Annotated in this window: 21 protein-coding genes and 1 riboswitch; of the genes, 14 read left to right on the forward strand and 7 right to left on the reverse strand. The window is 54.7% G+C overall.

Going from position 1 to position 17577, the window contains the following annotated elements; genetic code table 11:
• On the reverse strand, positions 1-401 hold a 401-nt coding region (locus ACQRD3_RS02735; protein WP_427779682.1), incomplete at its 3' end, for a hypothetical protein.
• On the opposite strand from ACQRD3_RS02735, the gene ACQRD3_RS02740 reads away from it, so the two are divergent.
• The 11 genes from ACQRD3_RS02740 (at position 354) to ACQRD3_RS02790 (ending at position 9569) form a co-directional block, all read left to right on the forward strand.
• Positions 354-2288 (forward strand): ATP-dependent DNA helicase, encoded by a 1935-nt coding sequence (locus tag ACQRD3_RS02740; protein ID WP_427779684.1) that lies wholly within the window; start codon positions 354-356, stop codon positions 2286-2288. The two genes, ACQRD3_RS02735 and ACQRD3_RS02740, sit on opposite strands and share 48 nt — an antisense overlap.
• The gene (locus ACQRD3_RS02745) at positions 2285-2434 is read left to right on the forward strand and encodes a hypothetical protein (protein ID WP_165366594.1); all 150 of its coding nucleotides are present in this window, start codon (positions 2285-2287) and stop codon (positions 2432-2434) included. The genes ACQRD3_RS02740 and ACQRD3_RS02745 overlap by 4 nt, the downstream gene beginning before the upstream one ends.
• 68 nt (positions 2435-2502) lie before the next feature.
• On the forward strand, positions 2503-4056 hold the full coding sequence (locus ACQRD3_RS02750; protein WP_427779687.1) for a recombinase family protein: 1554 nt from the start codon (positions 2503-2505) through the stop codon (positions 4054-4056).
• Positions 4053-4862, forward strand: a complete 810-nt coding sequence (locus ACQRD3_RS02755; RefSeq protein WP_427779689.1) for a recombinase family protein — start codon at positions 4053-4055, stop codon at positions 4860-4862. The genes ACQRD3_RS02750 and ACQRD3_RS02755 overlap by 4 nt, the downstream gene beginning before the upstream one ends.
• 3 nt (positions 4863-4865) lie before the next feature.
• Positions 4866-6506 (forward strand): recombinase family protein, encoded by a 1641-nt coding sequence (locus ACQRD3_RS02760; protein WP_427779691.1) that lies wholly within the window; start codon positions 4866-4868, stop codon positions 6504-6506.
• A 21-nt stretch (positions 6507-6527) separates the two neighbouring features.
• Positions 6528-7277 (forward strand): metallophosphoesterase family protein, encoded by a 750-nt coding sequence (locus tag ACQRD3_RS02765; protein ID WP_427779693.1) that lies wholly within the window; start codon positions 6528-6530, stop codon positions 7275-7277.
• Positions 7278-7425: 148 nt separating this feature from the next.
• Positions 7426-7719, forward strand: a complete 294-nt coding sequence (locus ACQRD3_RS02770; protein ID WP_427779695.1) for a hypothetical protein — start codon at positions 7426-7428, stop codon at positions 7717-7719.
• Positions 7720-8177: 458 nt separating this feature from the next.
• On the forward strand, positions 8178-8450 hold the full coding sequence (locus ACQRD3_RS02775) for a zinc-ribbon domain containing protein (RefSeq protein WP_080908469.1): 273 nt from the start codon (positions 8178-8180) through the stop codon (positions 8448-8450).
• A gap of 401 nt (positions 8451-8851) precedes the next feature.
• Positions 8852-9004: a hypothetical protein gene (locus ACQRD3_RS02780; protein WP_198933319.1), complete on the forward strand. Its 153-nt coding sequence runs from the start codon at positions 8852-8854 to the stop codon at positions 9002-9004.
• Positions 9004-9204, forward strand: a complete 201-nt coding sequence (locus ACQRD3_RS02785; RefSeq protein WP_427779698.1) for a hypothetical protein — start codon at positions 9004-9006, stop codon at positions 9202-9204. Before ACQRD3_RS02780 ends, ACQRD3_RS02785 begins: the two co-directional genes overlap by 1 nt.
• The gene (locus tag ACQRD3_RS02790; RefSeq protein ID WP_080908471.1) at positions 9201-9569 is read left to right on the forward strand and encodes a hypothetical protein; all 369 of its coding nucleotides are present in this window, start codon (positions 9201-9203) and stop codon (positions 9567-9569) included. The genes ACQRD3_RS02785 and ACQRD3_RS02790 overlap by 4 nt, the downstream gene beginning before the upstream one ends.
• Here the strand turns inward: ACQRD3_RS02790 and ACQRD3_RS02795 are convergent.
• Positions 9520-9873, reverse strand: coding sequence for a hypothetical protein (locus ACQRD3_RS02795; RefSeq protein WP_427779700.1), 354 nt, complete (start codon positions 9871-9873; stop codon positions 9520-9522). The genes ACQRD3_RS02790 and ACQRD3_RS02795 overlap by 50 nt on opposite strands.
• Positions 9874-9906: 33 nt before the next feature.
• Between ACQRD3_RS02795 and ACQRD3_RS02800 the strand changes: the two genes are divergently transcribed.
• Complete coding sequence (locus tag ACQRD3_RS02800; protein ID WP_427779702.1) at positions 9907-10887, forward strand: GGDEF domain-containing protein; 981 nt, start codon at positions 9907-9909, stop codon at positions 10885-10887.
• Positions 10888-11084: 197 nt separating this feature from the next.
• On the opposite strand, the gene ACQRD3_RS02805 is transcribed toward ACQRD3_RS02800, so the two are convergent.
• Positions 11085-11390 carry a PadR family transcriptional regulator gene (locus ACQRD3_RS02805; protein ID WP_080908473.1) on the reverse strand — a complete coding sequence of 102 codons (306 nt, stop codon included), beginning with the start codon at positions 11388-11390 and terminating at the stop codon, positions 11085-11087.
• 99 nt (positions 11391-11489) lie between these two features.
• On the opposite strand from ACQRD3_RS02805, the gene ACQRD3_RS02810 reads away from it, so the two are divergent.
• The gene (locus ACQRD3_RS02810; RefSeq protein WP_427779705.1) at positions 11490-12107 is read left to right on the forward strand and encodes an ABC transporter ATP-binding protein; all 618 of its coding nucleotides are present in this window, start codon (positions 11490-11492) and stop codon (positions 12105-12107) included.
• 3 nt (positions 12108-12110) lie between these two features.
• Positions 12111-12884 (forward strand): ABC transporter permease, encoded by a 774-nt coding sequence (locus tag ACQRD3_RS02815; RefSeq protein WP_427779707.1) that lies wholly within the window; start codon positions 12111-12113, stop codon positions 12882-12884.
• A 139-nt stretch (positions 12885-13023) separates the two neighbouring features.
• Here the strand turns inward: ACQRD3_RS02815 and ACQRD3_RS02820 are convergent, their stop codons facing one another.
• The 4 genes from ACQRD3_RS02820 to holA all read right to left on the reverse strand — a co-directional run bounded on the left by ACQRD3_RS02820 (position 13024) and on the right by holA (position 17473).
• Positions 13024-13638, reverse strand: coding sequence for a folate family ECF transporter S component (locus ACQRD3_RS02820; RefSeq protein ID WP_427779709.1), 615 nt, complete (start codon positions 13636-13638; stop codon positions 13024-13026).
• Between the two features lie 83 nt (positions 13639-13721).
• Positions 13722-13833, reverse strand: a riboswitch (THF riboswitch).
• Positions 13834-13921: 88 nt separating this feature from the next.
• Positions 13922-14518 carry a DUF4093 domain-containing protein gene (locus ACQRD3_RS02825; protein ID WP_080908477.1) on the reverse strand — a complete coding sequence of 199 codons (597 nt, stop codon included), beginning with the start codon at positions 14516-14518 and terminating at the stop codon, positions 13922-13924.
• A gap of 3 nt (positions 14519-14521) precedes the next feature.
• Positions 14522-16384 carry a DUF4914 family protein gene (locus ACQRD3_RS02830; protein WP_427779711.1) on the reverse strand — a complete coding sequence of 621 codons (1863 nt, stop codon included), beginning with the start codon at positions 16382-16384 and terminating at the stop codon, positions 14522-14524.
• A 51-nt stretch (positions 16385-16435) separates the two neighbouring features.
• Positions 16436-17473, reverse strand: a complete 1038-nt coding sequence (gene holA / locus ACQRD3_RS02835) for a DNA polymerase III subunit delta (protein WP_080908479.1) — start codon at positions 17471-17473, stop codon at positions 16436-16438.
• Positions 17474-17577: the final 104 nt, after the last annotated feature.

The raw sequence follows: 17577 nt of genomic DNA on the forward strand, positions 1-17577 counted from the left end.
TTGCATACCAGCAATACGGATAACCACCCGGACAGAAGAGCGATCCGCGCAGTGTGCGCCACGACCCGCGGGAAGCCTTGCAGCTTCCCGCGGCGAGCGATTTTACCTGCGCAGGGGCGGCGTTGGCAGCGCCGCCCGCAGAGACGCTGTTCGGGCAGATAATGAGACACAATGCACTGGCCAGCATGAAGAGGCTGGGCTGCTCCGGGATTGAAAGCAGTAGAGATCCCGGAAATACGCCCGTGAAGGTCTTGCCGGACCTTGTCCGTATTGTTCCCTTTTCCCACCGGGGCGCGCGCTGCAAATACGGTGGAAACGAAAACAAAGCATGACAGAAAAGAGGAAATTATCGGATGAATACCAACGATAACAGGCTGAAAGCCCATAAACTGATCGACCATATTTTTCAGGACCTTCTTCCCTCCCACGGTATGGCACAGCGCCCGGAGCAGATCCAATTGAGCCATCGGATGCTGGACGCCATGCAGGACGGGAGGATCGCCCTGTGCGATGCCGGGACGGGCATCGGCAAGACCTACGCTTATCTGGCGGCTGCCACGGCAGCGTCTGCTTTCCCGACAGGGCAGATCGCCCGCCCCATCATCATTTCCACTTCCAGTATCGCGCTGCAAAACGCGGTGCTGACGGAGTATCTGCCGCTGCTGTCCTGCGTCCTAATGGCGGACGAGATTCTTACCAAGCCACTGAAAGCGGTCATCCGCAAAGGCAAAAGCCATTATGTCTGCGACGAGCGGCTGGACAGGCGGCTGCGTCAGGTATATCCTGCAAAGAAAAATCCGGAAGCGTTGGCAGCGCTCCGAACTCTTAAGGAAACGCTGGACATGGACAGAGTTTCTCATCTCAGCGGCTATGACCGGGAGCGTGTCTGCGTACCGCAGGTCTGCAACTGCAAGAAGAGGGACTGCCGCTATCAGCGGTTTCTCAAGACCTGCGACAAAGGTCAATTCCTGTTTCAAATCTGCAATCATAATCTGCTGGTGGCAGACGCCATCCACCGTAGCGAGGGAAAACGCCCCATCTTCCCGGAGCACAGTATCATCATCGTGGATGAAGCCCATAAGCTCCCGGAAACCGCACAGCAGATGCTGGGTGTGACGCTGACCGTAGAAGAGATACGAAACCTTATCCTTCAGCTAAAAGAGGAACGGTACTTACTGGCGGCAGAAATGCTGGAGGACAGCACCGGCCCTTTGCTGCGCAAGCTGGCGCAGCCCAGAGAGGAAGCGGAGCCGGTGGAAGCCTATTTGTGCTTGCTGACCGCGCCATCCTGCACGCTGCCCATCATCCAGCGGCAGATCGGCAGCCTGCTCTCCCCGCTGGGAAGCCGCCAGCTGAATACGGTGCTGGACGCGGTCAGGCTATTCACCAGTACCCAGACAGATATGATTTTTTACACTGCCGAAGATGTCAGCACAGGCGGCGCCATGCTGTGCGCCACAGCCGGCGATATCACGCAGCGGATGAAAAAAATCCTGTGGCAGCCGGATCAGGCGTTTGTCCTGACCTCCGGCACCATGGCGGTGGGCAGTGATTTCCGCCGTTTCAAAACACAGGCAGGATTGGAGAAAGAGCACCGCGTTATGGAATCCGTTTCTCCATCCCCCTTTGACTACCGGAACAACTGCCTGCTCTACCTTCCGCAAATCCCGCCCCGCCAGAGAGCGGAGAATACGGATGTGTACTTTGATGAGCTGACTGCCGAACTCGTCGGACTCATTAACGCAGCTTCCGGTCATGCGCTGGTGCTCTTTACCTCCTATGCAGCCATGTCGGCTGTGAAGGAGCGGCTGCGGGAGGCATCCCTTCCATTCCCACTGCTGACGCTGGGCCGCAACGCGCCCCACATCATTGAACAATTCCGGCACACGCCGGGAGCGGTGCTGCTGGCCACCGGCGCGGCATGGGAGGGCTTCGATTTCCCCGGCGACTGCGTATCCCTGCTGGTGATCCCCCGCCTGCCCTTCGCCTATCCGGACGCACGGAAGGAGCGGGAATTGGAGAAGTATTCTTCCCTTCGCGCATTCATCCGTGAGGTAGCTGTACCGGAGATGCAGATCAAGCTGCGTCAGGGCTTTGGACGGGCCATCCGCACGGAGAGCGATACCTGCGTCATCGCCATTCTGGATGAACGGGCCTGCCGTGGGCGCAGATACGCCCAGGCTGTGAGTGAGGCATTGCCGGAAATGCGGAGGACCGGCAGCCTGCGGGAAGTGACAAGGTTTCTGCGGGAGAAAAAGCCGGAGAGCTATTTTGAGGTAGAAAGATGATCGACGCAAAGAAAGAATTGCAGTATCGGCTGGCAGTCAGGATGCTGGAGCATCTGGCGGAAATCGGCCTGCTGAGCGCGGAAGAGCTGGTCTATGCCAAAAGGCTGGCCGGAGAAAAATACACCCCGCAGACTGTTTGGGAATAGTTCTGGATATTCTGCGGATCGTGTGGTAGCTTGTGTGTTGACAAAAAAGATACAGGGAAGTGAAAACCATGGCACAGGTAAAAATCATCGCGCCGCAGACGCGGGAAGCGGAACATCTGCGGGTGGCGGCCTACTGCAGGGTCAGCTCGGACTCCAGAGATCAGCTTCATTCCTACGCCGCCCAGATCCGCAGTTATACGGAAGAGATTGCCCGGCATGACGGCTGGGAGCTGGTGGATGTGTATGCCGACGAAGGGCTGACCGGCACCCGGATGGACCAGCGGGATGACTTCAACTGCATGATGCGGGACTGCCGGAAGGGCAAGATCGATCGCATTCTGGTGAAGTCCGTATCCCGCTTCGCCCGGAATACCAGAGACTGCCTGTCCGCCCTGCGGGAGTTATCCGCCATGGGCGTCAGCGTCCGGTTTGAAAAAGAAAATATCGACACGAAAACGCTCACCACCGAACTGATGGTGAGCGTTTCCGGTTCTCTTGCCCAGCAAGAATCCATCTCCATCTCCGCCAATCAGAAGATGAGCTATCAGCGGCGGATGGAGCGTGGGGAATTTATCACCTGCACCGCCCCTTACGGATACCGAATCGTAAATAAGAAAGACCTTGAGATCGTCCCGGAGGAAGCCGCCACGGTGCGCTGGATCTTCGACGCATACCTCAAGGGGCGCAGCTCCGGATGGATCGCGGAGCAGCTGACGGCGAAAGGCATCCCCTCCCAGTCCGGCGCGGAATGCTGGAGAGAAACGGGGGTTCGATACCTGTTGACCAATGAAAAGTACATTGGAGACGCTCTGAGCCAGAAATCCTACAGCTGCGGCTTTCCCTTCGTGCAGAAACGAAATCACGGGGAACGCCTGCAATACTACACGGAGAACTCCCATCCAGCTATCATCGACCGGGACACCTTTGAGCGGGTGCAGGCACTGCTGCAAAAGAAAGCGCAGAAAGAGAAAAAGCGCAGAGAAAAAAGCCCTCTTGCCTTAAAAATCGTTTGCGGGAACTGCGGGACGGTGTTTCAGCGCCGAAGCAGCCAGAGCGGATATGTGACATGGGTCTGCCGAACCCACGACCGCCACGCCGCGGACTGCCCTGTAGGACGCATCCCGGAAGCGGAGATCCATGCCGCCTTCCTGCGGATGTACCACAGGCTCAAAAGCAACGCGGACATCATTCTGGCCCCGGCCCTCCGGCAGCTGAACACGCTGGACACGATCCTGCGGCAGAATCATCCGCAGTTGCTGACCATCAACCGGGCCATCGCGGAAGCAACAGAAGAAAGCCACAAGATCAGCACCCTGCGGGCCAGTGGCCTGCTGGACGCGGATATCTGCGCCGCCCGCATGAATGCCATCAGCGCCAGACTGGCGCAGCTTCGCGGAGAACGGCGCAGGCTGACAGAGAACAAAGCGATAGACGAAACGATGGATGCGCTCCGCAAGGTGGAGCAGACGCTTCTCAACGGACCGGAACGGCTGGACGGCTTCGATGAAGAGCTGTTCGAACGTCTGGTGGAGAAGATCATTGCAGAGTCTCAAAACCGTATCCGCTTCCGGCTTTACGGAGGCTTGGAGCTGACAGAACAATGGGAGGTGGCGGCAAGATGATCAACCGCAAGGTGTTATACGGGTATCAGATCCAAAACGGCACGTTGGAAATCGTGCCGGAGGAGCAGCGGGCCGTCAGTATGGTCTTTACGCTCTATAACGCCGGGGCTTCCTATCAGGCCATCTCGGACGCCTTGAACCGGCAGGGTATTCCGTATTGCCGGGAAGTGCCGCTCTGGAACAAGCATAAGGTAAAGCGCCTTTTGGAAAATCCCCGTTACACCGGTAAGGAGGGATACCCCATACTGGTGGAAGCGGATATTTTCCAAGCGGCGCAGGAAAAGACGGCGGAAAAGAATGCCAGGAAGCAGTCCCACGGAGAGAAGCCTGCCATTGCGCGGTTGACTCCATACTTCCGCTGCACCTGCGGCGGGAAGATGACCCGGCTGGGCGGCGGCTGGCAGAACAGCGGCAAGCTGTATCTGAGATGCGAAGGCTGCGGGAATACCGCGGTCATGGACATGGATGCGACGGTAAACGGGACCGTCCGTCAGTTCCGGGACCATGAACAGCCCAGCTGCACCGCCTACACGCCCTCTGCGGAGGTCATGCGGCTGGACAATGCCATCAACCGGGGGCTGGAGCAGCCAGACTCGCCGGAAGCGGTGATGGCGCTGATCCTGCAGGGTGCGGCAGCACGGTATGCCTGCTGTCCGGAGCTGGCCGCCGAATCTGAGGGGGCGGAGCGGCTGACAGATACGGACTGGAAACGCTTCCGCCAGACAGTCTCCCATATCACCATCTCACAGGATGCCGAAGTAACTCTTATATTTACGGATAAAAAAGCGACAGGAAAGGACGAATGATCCATGGAAGCGACAGCAGCCACCTTAGAGCGGCGGGTACGGGTGATCCCTGCAACCAGAAAACCAGAAGAACTGCATAGAGACCATGACGGGAAAATGCGCGTAGCGGCCTACTGTCGCGTCTCGACGGACAGTGAAGAGCAGCTCAACAGCTATGAGGCGCAAAAGACCTACTACACCCAGAAAATCCAGGACAGCCCGGATTGGGAGATGGCAGGGATCTATGCCGATGAGGGCATCTCCGGCACCAGCCTGAAAAAACGGACGCAGTTCAACAAGATGATCACCGCCTGCAAGCGGGGACACATCGACCTCATCATCACCAAGTCCCTCTCCCGCTTTGCCAGAAACACGGTGGATTGCCTGGATACGGTGCGGCTCCTGAAAGCAAACGGCATTGGAGTGTACTTCGAGAAGGAAAACATCAACACCCTCACGGAATCCAGCGAATTTCTCATCACCCTGTTCAGCGGCTTCGCCCAGGCGGAATCCGAGTCTCTCAGCAAGAATGTCGCGTGGGGAAAGCAGAAGAGCGCGGAGGCGGGAAAGGTCACCTTCCAGTACAAGAAGATGCTGGGATACCGGAAGGGGGCGGACGGACAGCCGGAGATCGTACCGGAGGAAGCGGAGATCATCCGCCGCATTTACCACAGGTATCTGGACGGCTGCACCCTGGGAAAGATCAAGCGTGAGCTGGAGGAGGACGGTGTTCCCACCGCACAGGGTGTAGAGCGCTGGTCTCCCTCCATCATCCACAATATCCTGACCAATGAAAAGTACATTGGAGACGCCCTGCTGCAGAAAACCTATGTGACGGACTGCATCACCAAAAAGGTCAAAAAGAACCGTGGTGAACGCACGATGTACTATGTGGAGAACAGCCACCCGGCCATTGTCGCAAGGGACCTGTTCAATCAGGTGCAGCAGGAGATGACGCGCCGGTCCAGCAAACGGAAGGTGCTGCAAAAGAGCGGAAAAACGGAACTTGGGAAATACTCCGGCAAATACGCTCTGACAGAATTGTTGATGTGCGGCGAGTGTGGCTCCCCCTACAAGCGGGTGACTTGGGCCAGAAATGGCAAGAAGCGCATCGTGTGGAGATGTGTCTCCCGGCTGGAATTTGGTACCAAATACTGTCATAACTCCCCGACGCTGGATGAGAGCAGACTCCACAACGCCATCCTCGCCGCCATGAACGAGTATGCGGCTATCCGACAGGAGGTTTGCCCGGATGTACTGGCCATGGTAGAGGAAGCCAAAAGGGCCATGTCGCAGGCTGGAGCAATGCTGCTGGAACTGAAAAAGCGCATGGATGAGGTCAGCCAGGAACAGTCTGATGTGTTGGATCGATTGCTGGCAAACATGGCCGATGCGGAATTGAACGCCAGGATGAAAGCTCTGACGGATGAGAAGGAAGCCCTTAAGGCGCAGATCGCGGACGCGCAGCAGGCAGAGGCTGATCTGGAAGAGCAGGCTGCCAGACGCCGGCAGATGTGGGACAGTATCATGGAATGCGCCGCGGGCTACACGGAATTTGACAATGAGCTCGTCCGGCAGGTCATCCAAAAGATCACGGTGGAGGACGCGGAAACCATCCGCATCCACTTCAGAGACTCAGACGAAGTGCTGGAACAGGAATTATAAAAAGAAATGGGGATGAAACCAATGGCAATTTTTCTCACAGGCGATACGCACGGCGACTTCAGCCGCCTCCGCCCGGAGGTCTTCCGGGAACAGGAACGCTTGACCAAAGAGGATTATGTGATCATCTGCGGGGACTTTGGCGGTATCTGGGATGGCAGCGACACTGAACAACAATGGCTGGACTGGCTGGCGGACAGGCCCTTTACCACCCTGTTTGTGGACGGTAATCACGAAAACTATGACCTCCTGCGGAACTACCCGATGTGCGAATGGCACGGCGGACAGGTGCAGACGATCCGTCCCGGTGTCCTGCATCTGATGCGGGGGCAGATCTATGAGATCTGCGGAAAGCGCATCTTCACCATGGGCGGCGCCAGCAGCCACGATATCCGGGACGGCATTCTGGAACCGGATAATCCGGACTATGAGCGAAAGCTGCGGCAGCTCAACGCCGCAGGCGCGCTGTTCCGCGTCAACCACAGGTCATGGTGGAAAGAGGAACTGCCCAGCGTGGATGAATACGAAACTGCAAGGAAAACGCTGAATCAGGCAAGGTGGGATGTAGATTACATCATTACCCATTGCTGCCCCAGCAGCATCCAGAATGCATTCAGCGGCGGACTGTACCAGCAGGATGCCCTGACGGACTTTTTCGATGAAGTCCGGGAACGCTGCCAGTTTAAATACTGGTTCTTCGGACACTACCATGAAAACGTGGTGGCGGAAAAGAAATTTGTGATGATATATGAGCAAATCATCTGCTTGAAATAAAAAATAGAGGCGTACCGATAGTCGATACGTCTCTATTTTTATTTAATGGAATAATTAAAATTGACATTTCTTGTAATCGAACATATACTTAATTTGGGCATATAATTACCCTGTTATAATACAAGAATGTTAAAAGGGAGGTTACATTATGCGGTACAATGTGGATACGTTGACAATTGAGCAATTGCGTGATTTGATTGCCTCTGGAGATGACTCACACAGTAATCAGATCCGTATTACTAAAAATCGTGAAATTTTTCTATCCAGCGTTGTAGGTGCGGATTGTCTTGATGAAATTGCATGCCGATTTGAAACTTATGATGCAGGTAATGGTTATGTTGGGTCACAGGCCGCCGCAGATACCGAATTTATTAACAGGATTTTTAATGCAATTCAAAAGTGGCTTGAATCTCCGTATGCTACATATATTGATATTTATTAATAACCAGTGAAGAATGCAGGGGGAACTACGAGACGATAGTTTTAGAATCGAAGTCTATAAAGCCTTCTAAAACACAGAAATTTGCGCCTGCATCTTTTCTGTCAACACCCGACAAAAAAAGAATCCCCGGAGCCGTAAGGTTCCGGGGATTTTTTACGCTCACAGTCGTTTGCAGTGTTGCTTATGCAAACACAGAGAAGCAATAGCGCGCACAAAAACTGCACGCGAAAACCCGATCTTCAGGAGGGCCGGGCCTGACTGATCCGCACTTCTCCCTCCGCCGTGCCCCCAGCGGCCTGCAGTTTGTCCTTGACGCCGGAGCGATACCTGTTATGCCGCAATCGGCTTTCTTTATTTGAATTCGTTTCTTTTACAAACTTTCCCTTGACTTTATACCACCCGGAGGGATATACTTAGCCATCGCCTCATTTGGCGAACTAATTTAAAAGAGGTATTACATGTTTCAAGACAAGACGATCGTCTGCAAGGACTGCGGCCACGAATTCACCTTTACTGCCCGTGAGCAGGAGTTTTTTGCGGAGAAGGGCTTCAATAACGAGCCTCAGCGGTGCAAGCCCTGCCGCGATGCCAAGAAGGGCGGCTCCCGGGAAAACAGCGGCAGACGCGAGATGTTCGACGCCGTGTGTTCCGAGTGCGGCAAGCCCTGCAAAGTTCCCTTCCAGCCCAGCGGCAACCGTCCCATCTACTGCAGCGATTGTTTCCGTCGATAAATCAGCCGCTCCGGTGCGCCCCTTTTGGGGCGCACTATTTTTATTGTGAAACGGCCTTCCACGGAAAGCGGCGCGTACGCTTTCCGAACCTCATATGTTTCCATTTTCAAAATAAGATATGGCGAGCTCTTTTTGTTTGGAGGCAATCGATATGGAAAACCCCCGCACAACCCTGAGCATGCCCCCGCAGATCAGCGCGTCCCGCATTGAAAAACACTGCCCCTGCCGGTAGACAGGTGCCCGGTAAGATCGGGTGTTTCCTCCCACTGTATCTGCGTTTTGGATTGACATTCTCTCCCCACCCTCACCGGCGGGGAGAGGTTTTTGTTTTTATCAATGTTGATTCGAACCACATAATTTATTATGGCTGCGGGAAATCTACCACCGAGGTGATTCGCAGTATGAGCGACCGCATCAAAAAAGCAGCCCCGCCCAAGAAACCCCGCACGGAAAAAGAGAAACCCATTTCTAACAGTTACCCGGAAATTGACAATGATCTTGCCCGTGACAATCTTGAAAACGATATTCCGGCTGCTGATTTGGAGGACATTTGATGGCTAAAAAAGGAATGGCCCGCCCGGACTGGACACACACACATCCCAGAAATGATCTTCCTCCCGTGCCGGAGATCCAGGGCAAGGCAAAACACGGAAAAGCACACGCGAAACCGATCATCGCCGGCACCAGCGGACCGGATCTGAAGGTTTATCATGACCTAAATGGAGACAGTTCCGTTGAGAGCCCTCACTCTTGACCCGTGAAACCGCCCCGGCCAGGGGCGGTTTTTCTTTGTCGCGATCGCTCCCCTCTGCGCCGCCCGCCCGGATTGCGGGCAAGGCATTGCTTTTCCCGGCTCTTGCTGATATACTTTCAAAGAAGGGGGGTAAACTCATGAAAAAAGCATCCAATATTGCGTTTATTGCGGTATCCGTTGCCACCATACTCGAATACCTGTTTGTGTGCGGTATGTTTACGGGTCCCCTGATGATGATGCTTGCGCTGATCGTCGGCGCTATAAATGTGGCAGTTTCCATCAGGAATCGCGACTATCATGTCGCTGTCCTGTACGTTATTGCAGCGGTTTCCCTGTGCATGGGATATTGGAAATCAATGTTTTAACACTCCGCCCCTGAACTGGGGCTGTTTTCTTTTCAGCTTCGCTCCAACAGATCCATTTATAGAAAGGTTTTGGGGGATCCAGCCTGTCCGGCTGCCCCCACGCTGCAAATATTTTTGGTTTGTAGGAAAAACAGATGACAAAATACCCGTTGTTTGGTAAAATAAAATCAATAACAGTTGAAATATTGGGAATCTTAATGCGGAGCGTATCATGAGGGAATTCTACATAGTTATCTCCACGATCAACATCCTTGCACTGTTGATTATGGTCTACATCATCCATAAAAGTAATGTAATCGATCAAAGAGAGCGGCTTTTTTTCCAGCTCTCTATTTTTGTGACTATCTTTGTGATTGCCGCCGAGATTTTGACCGTTTATTTTGACGGTGCCCACCCTACCCACCGGCTTCTCTGCGTCATAGGAAATATGGCGGGATTTTCCATGTCCCCAGTCATCCCCCTCCTGCTTGGGTGCATGATCAGCGACCGATTTCAAAAGTTGGACTGGTTGTTTGGTGTGCCGGCCCTGATCAACCTCATCTTATCCCTCCTCTCCACCGTATTTCCCTTTATTTTTACGGTGAGCGCGGACAATGTGTATCAGCGCGGAGAATCCTTCTGGGTGTTCACTGCCGCATATGCTCTGAGTACGCTCTACCTGTTCTTTCAAACGCTCAATGCCTCCAAACGGTATCAAAACAGCAACCGTTTTGTCCTGTTTGCCCTGTTGCTGTTCATGCTGCTCGGCACTTCCGTGCAGGTGCTGCGGCCTTCCCTGCATGTATCCTGGCTGTGCATCTCCATGTCCATATGCCTCTATTATGTCTATTACAGCGAGCTGCGCCACCAGATCGACGGCCTGACCTGGCTTCTCACCCGGCGCACATATGAGGAATCCCTGAATAAAATCCGCGGCAGAAAAAACGTCACCTTCTTCATTTTTGACATCGACAACTTTAAATGCATCAACGACCGGTACGGCCACCCCTTCGGAGATTTCTGCATCAAGTCCACCGCCAACTGCATCAAAGATGTATTCTCCAAAAACGGCCTGTGTTTCCGTACCGGCGGCGACGAGTTCTGCGTCATCAGCGACTGTGTGGATACGGACACCGTCCAATCCCTCTACCAAAAATTTCTCAGTGAGATCAACCTCATGCGCAAAGAAAACCCGTCCCTGCCCATGGTTTCCATCGGATATGCCTCCTACAACAAAAAATCGGGTACCATTGGCGAGGCGATCTTCAACGCTGACCAGCAGATGTATTGCTTCAAGCAATCCCGAAAGTATGCCCCACCTTCCACAGTAAATCAATGAGGCAGACAATGCCACAGTCCAGCAAGGATGTTTCCAAACGCGGCAGCTATGACAATCATCATAGCTGCCGCGTTTTGCTCTTTGAGGGTTTGGAACACCTCACGACAAGATCGTCACACAATGGCGCATCTCGCCGCAGCCATGCTGTGGTTGTAACAATAATTTGCTCATCTTATAATAAAGCTGGTGCAGGATATTTATATGATCTCATCGGTAAGTTCTCTTATCTTTTCTTTGGCTTTATCAAGCACTTCAATACCATCATTTGTGATGGAATAATATTTTCGTACTTTTCCCCCCGAAGTTTTATTCTCCACATAAAGCAGTCCTAATTTTTCCATATTGTGCAAGATAGGATAAATTGTTCCGGAACTTATTTCATATCCGTGTTTTTTTAACTCCTCAATCATCCAGGATCCAAAAAACGGCTCATTTTTTGCATGGTGCAAAATATGTATCTGAATAAAACCCAAAAATAATTTTCTTAGAACCGACTCTTGCATTTTTATCCCTCCTATGGTAAACTTTCAATATTGGATTTCGATATTGATTTTCGCTATCATAGTTTATCATAAAATAACAAAACAAGCAAGGTGTAGAACATGACCTTATTTTCACTTAAAGGTGTTAAATTCAAAGACATTATTTCCTATCCCAATATAGAAATTGAGCAGGGAAAAACAACTTTTATATGTGGAAAAAGCGGCTGCGGCAAAAGCACAATGCTAAAGCTGCTGAACGGTGTGGAAGCCTTTGACAGCGGAAGCCTGCAATACTGCGGAAAAGAAATTACCGAATATGATTCGATAGAGCTTAGACGGGAGGTTTTGCTTTGCGGTCAATCTGTTTATCTGTTTGATGGCGATATCAGAGAAAACTTTAAACAATTTTACGCATATCGAGATCTTCCCTCTCCTGATGACAATGTTATAAAGGATTACCTGGCTGTTTGTTCGGCAAACTTTAAGCTCAGCACAAACTGCGCCACCATGTCGGGAGGAGAACGGCAGCGCGTCTTTATTTCTATCTGTCTTTCCTTCGCGCCAAAGGTGCTTTTACTTGATGAACCCACAAGTGCCCTGGATGAGAATACCTCAACTGAGCTTTTCGAAAATATTCTGAGATATTGCTCAAAAAGGGATATCACCGTTATTGCGATTTCACACAACACTTCGCTTGTTCGGCAATTTGCTGATGCAATCATCAATTTGGAGGACTGATAAATGAATGGAATCGTAAAATTAAATCTATTGCAGTTTTTACTTATTTATCTTTTACTCCTTGTTGTTCTTGCCATCATGAAAAAATGCAAAATCAACCAGACAAAGCTTCTCGTTGTTGCGAGTATGAGAATGACGGCGCAGCTTGTGCTCGCCGGATTTGTACTGACCTATATATTCAAGAATCCTCACCCTCCTTTTACAGTTGGATATCTTGTTTTGATGAGCGGATTCTCTGTTTATACGGTATTGTCACGAAATAAGGACCTTAACAGACGATTTAAGGGTGTTGTCGCCTTGTCGCTGGTAACAACCGGACTCGCAATCGTAGTCTTTTTCATCACAGCGGTTGTGAAGGTCAACTTTTTCAATCCGCAATATACCATTCCCATCAGCGGTATGATAATGGGAAACGCAATGACAGGAGTAAGTCTTGGGCTTAAAACCTTTACCCAGAACATTAAGACAGAACGGGGAAAAATTGATACACTTATAAATCTGGGTGTAACGCCTCAAAAAATTCTGACACCGTTTGTTAATACATCACTGGAAACGGCACTTTTACCCACGCTCAACTCCATGCTCGGCATGGGGGTAATCTTGCTTCCGGGAATGATGACAGGACAAATTTTATCCGGCACACTCCCCACAACAGCAATTTTGTATCAGATTGCTATCATCATTGCGATTACGGCTGTCACTTGCGTTTCTGTGTTCTGCTCCCTGTTTTTTGGATATAGAACGCTGTATAACAAACGAAACCAAATGATTATTTAATTATAATGCACGTAAGCACTTGAGATTATGAGCATAAGGCCAAATTAGGGCATCACCGCTTTTCAACGGTGATGCCCTAAAAACATCCTTATCAAAAGGACACTAAGATCCCTGGGTTTTCGCCCGGGAGCTCTTCCGCTCAGTACAGACTCAGCCGATTCCCCATGTCTCCGGGGATCAGCCCCGTCCGGCTCAGGGGAGGCAGCAGGGCCGCCAGCAGGAAGCAAAGCATGGCAGTCTGCACCGGCAGCATCACCACGTTCTTCACAAGACTGGCGGTCATATAGTAGAGATACCCCTTGCTGTACAGCACCGCGCTCCACACGGAGCCCAGGACGACGTTGAGGGCGTTGGTAGCCAGCTTGGCCAGAAAGATCCGTACCACCGTAGGCCGGGCCCGGTAAAGAAACAGGGCATAGATCATGGTCCCCAGCATGGTGGTGAGGGCATAGCCAGGAAAATAAGCGCCCGTGGGATGAATCAAAAAAGACACTGTGTCCTCGGCAAAGCCGAAGACCAGAGCGGTCACCGGCCCGCCCACCATACCGCAGACGCTCCGGCCCAGGAAACCCCAGGTCACCCGAACACCCCCGTCCCCCAAGTGGATGGAGGGCACATAGGACAGAGCCACACAGACGGCGATCATCAGGGCCGCGAACGCCAGCATGCGTGGTTTGCGGAAGTCGGCTGCGGCGGTGCGCCAATAGACGGCGGAAAAAGGGCTGAGATTGCGGGTGTTTTCGGTTTTTGGCATAAAAATTCCTCCTTCTGTGCATCGGCAGCCCCTAAAGGGATACCGCACAGAGGAGGAATTTCAACGTTAGCCGCCTCGTATGCGGCAGCGGGATGCGGGACCAGCACTGCGGCGCGCGCCTTTCGTCCAGCGGACAACTCCCCGTCCCGCCGGCACTGGCCCTTCCGGGCTTGACACGCTGGTCCCTACTCTGCCTTTGTGGTCTCATCATACCGCGCCCGGCCCGAAAAGGCAAGAAAATCCAGCAAAAAAGCGCGGAGAAGTTCTCCCCCCTTCCCGCCCGTTATTTGGACAGTACGCCCAATTCCGCCAAAGCGTCGTAGCCGTAAAACACATTGAGGGCCTCCAGCAGGGCGTTGGCGGTGAGATGTTCCGGCAGATCAAGCCTCTCCAGCAGTTCCTTTCGCCGGGCGGCGGAATCCGGAGTGCCCGAGAGTCCGGCGGCAAACAGGTCGCCCTTGGTGATCTGCCGCCTGGGGTGTTCTCCCTCCCCCGGGTCGTCCAGGAAGGTGGCCCCCGCCTGACGGAGGGCCTGCTCCAGTACCTGGGGCGGCATCCCCTCCACCCCCAGCTTGCCCTCCTTCCCCGGCTGCCGCTTCCGGCGCTCCTTGCCGTAGCGGTCTGGGACGTAGGCATGCTTGATCAGCGCCGGGTCAATGGCCCCCTTGAGAAAATTTCGGATGACAAACCCCGCCCCGTCGGAGTCGGTGAGGACAATGAGCCCCCGCTCCCGGGCGATGCGGCGCAGCAGCCTGAGCTGCTGCTCGTCTTTGAAGATCCCGAAGCCGGAGGTCTCTAAAATGATCCCATCCACCAGCTGGGAGAGCGTATTTTTATCGTAGCGGCCTTCCACCACGATGGCCTCTTTGATGTGCAGCATGGTTCACTCCAGTCCCAGGGGCAGAATGGCACAGTAGTCCTCCAGCGTGCCTCCCCGGCGGAAGCAGTCCAGGATCTGACGGCCCACCGGATGGAGCTCCGGCACATCATACTCCGCCAGCTCCCGGGTGAAAAAGTCGGTGAGGATGCGGGCGCCGGTGTCGTAGCCCTCCAACCCCAGCCGCTCCTGGAGCTCGGGCCGCAGAAATTTGGGGGAGAGATACTGGCCGTCCACTTTCATCTCCCGGAGGGAGTAGCCCAGAATGGGGCAGCGGGCGGGCACCAATCGATCCAGACGCATATTCACCCCGCCCCGGCGGGCGAGATACTCCCGGGCGATCCACTCGGCGGAGAAGCCCACCCGGTAGATGCCGATATGCTGGTTGGGAATGAGCACGTAGCGGGTGGCGGGGCAGTTCAGGATCTGCTCCAGCAGAAGGTTGGCCTGCTTCACCCGCTCCCCGGTGGCAAAGGGCCAGTAGGAACCCACTCCCTCGCTGGCCAGGGAGGCGTCCCCGCTGACGCTGGGGTTGTTGTAGCCCCGGGGGGCCACCAGCCGCCACAGCCAGGCCAGGGCCGGGGGCAGGATGTGCATCAGGCCTACGATGCCGTAGCTGGGATGCTCCGCCGTGGCGGGGGGCATCCGCACGCCGAAGCTGCGCACGTCCACCTCGACCGGGCCGGACACCACCCGGTCGATCATCCTGCGGGGGATGATGACCCGAGGATTGGGGCAGGGGGTCCCGTCGGAGTCCAGGGCGTGTTCCCACAGAAGGCATGTGGCCCTGGGCACCCCCTGGAGGTTGAAGAAGATCAGCGGCTCCCTGGTGTGGATGGAGATCCGCTCATAGGTGGGGTCGCAGCCGTATTCGGTGATGCCGTCCACCCGGACAAACCACCCGTCCTCTCCGTCGGCCAGGGCCAGCTTTCCGTTGGCGGGCTGAAAACCGGGGTGGCAGAGGGCCATGTCGTCGGTGACCGGCTCGATGGTGCAGGTGTCGCTCATACTGATGTAGTGTCTGGTGCCGGTAACGGTGTTCAGCCCCACCAGCACCCGGCCGTCCTCCTCCCGTCGGACGTCCTGCAAGAGTTCGCTCTTGCCGCCGCCGGAGGCCCCCTCGTGCATCATCACCATCTCGTTTTCATAGGGAGTGATGATCCGGGCAGCGGAGGCGTGGGCGGTGACCCACCCCTCCCGCTCCCCGATGTCCAGCAGCACGCTGTATACGCCCTTTTTGGCAGAGGGACCAGGATAAAGGTTGTAGGAAAAGATCTCGTGAAGATCCTCTCCCCTGCTGTGGACCACCACCTGCCTGCCGTCAAAGCAGGTGTGCCGGAAGGGGGGCGCCACATAGATAATGGCCCGGGGGGTAAAGGCCTTCACCTCCCGGATATTCACAAATGCCTGAAGCTGGGAGAGGGCAAAGGCAAAGAAGGCCGCGTTCCTTGGACAGACCAGCGCCGCCTCGTAGCCGTAGTCATAGCCTCCGGCCTTGAAGGGGACCAGCACCAGCTCCTGGGTGGAGAGCCACCGCATGGTCTCCTTCCGGACTTCGGCAAAGGGGCGGCCGTACACCGCTTCAAACCGGGGCTTGTCGGTTGGCAGGCAGTCGGCCAGGCGCATACTGTCCGGGTCCCGGCGGCGCATGTAATCCTCCGCGAAATTCACCACCGCCCCGTTCCGGCAGCGGACCACGCCGGCCTCCCGCACCAGTTCCCCGTCCACCTCATAGCTCACATCGATCTTGTCGGTGCGGCTGTTGCCGAAGATGAGCTCAAAGAGCACTTCTTTGCTCTCCGGCACGATGACGCTTGGACTGTGCTCCACCACCTGAGCCAGTTCTTCGGGAAGGTCGAAACGATCCATTAAAATATTCATCTCCAGGAACCTCGCTTTCTGTTCGCGCGCGAATCGCAGTCAGGACGCCCGCTTGGCCGCCAGTTCCAGCAGGAAGCCGGTGAGCAGCTCCTGGGCGTCGGCCCCGGTGGACTTCATGGCCAGGTCGGTCTCCTCACACCGGAGCACCGCCCTCCGGCACCAGGGCAGGGAGAACCTTCGGGCCGACTGGATCAGCTTCTCCGCCGGATAGGAGGAGCGCAGCCCCCACAGCTCCATGAGCCAGCGGCTCCCCTTCCCATTTTCGATGGCCAGACGGGCGGTGTAGAGCTGCCGGAGCTGCCGTCCCAGTACCGCCAGCAGCTTGATGGGCGGCTCCTGCATATGCAGCAGGTCCCCCAGCACGGAGAAGGCCTTGTCGAAATCGCCCGCGGCGATGGCGTCGGTCAGCTGAAAGACCACCGCGTCCAGCAGCGGAGTGGCCACCGCGTCGATGTCCCGCCGGGTCACACGCTTTTCCCGGGCATAGGAGCCGATCTTGCCGATTTCGGAAATGAGCCCCGTCATCAGATCTCCGCAGAGGAAGATGAGGTAGCGGGCGTCGTCAGTGCTGATGTCGTGGCCCAGGGCCCGGAACCGGCGGGCGATCCAGTCGGTGAGATCCCCCTGGTCCTGCCGGGCGAAGTCCACTATCTTCCCCAGTTCCTTCACGGTGCGGGCCAGCTTGGCCCGGTTGTCCGCCTTGTATTCGATGAGGTCGTAGACAAAGACCAGACACACATAGTCTGGCAGATCGGACAGGAGGTCCCCCATGGCCTCCTTATCTCCCTTATAGATATCGTAGTCGGAGACCACCACCAGGGTGCGCTCGCTCATCATGGGCATGGCGTCCACCAGCTCCTGAAGGCGGTGGATGGAGAAATCCTTGGCCGCCAGAGTGTGAAAATTGAAATCGTCCAGTCCGCCGGTAAGCAGCTTCTCCTTCATTTTTCCCAGGTAATAGTCCCGAAGATAGACCTCTTCCCCATGAAAGAGATAGAGGTTGCCGATGTTCCCCTCAGCGATCTCCCGCTTCAGTTCCCGATAGGCCGAATCATCCGTTTTCTTCCGTACCGCCATGCCGTACCTCCTTCTCTGGTGCAGTGATGTGAGTATAGCACACTCCCTCTTTCCTTGCAAGGAGATAGGATGAATCTTTCATAAAATTGCTTTTCCCTGCCAGG

The organism is Candidatus Pseudoscillospira sp. SGI.172, from assembly GCF_050313575.1.
Lineage (GTDB): Bacteria > Bacillota > Clostridia > Oscillospirales > Oscillospiraceae > Vermiculatibacterium.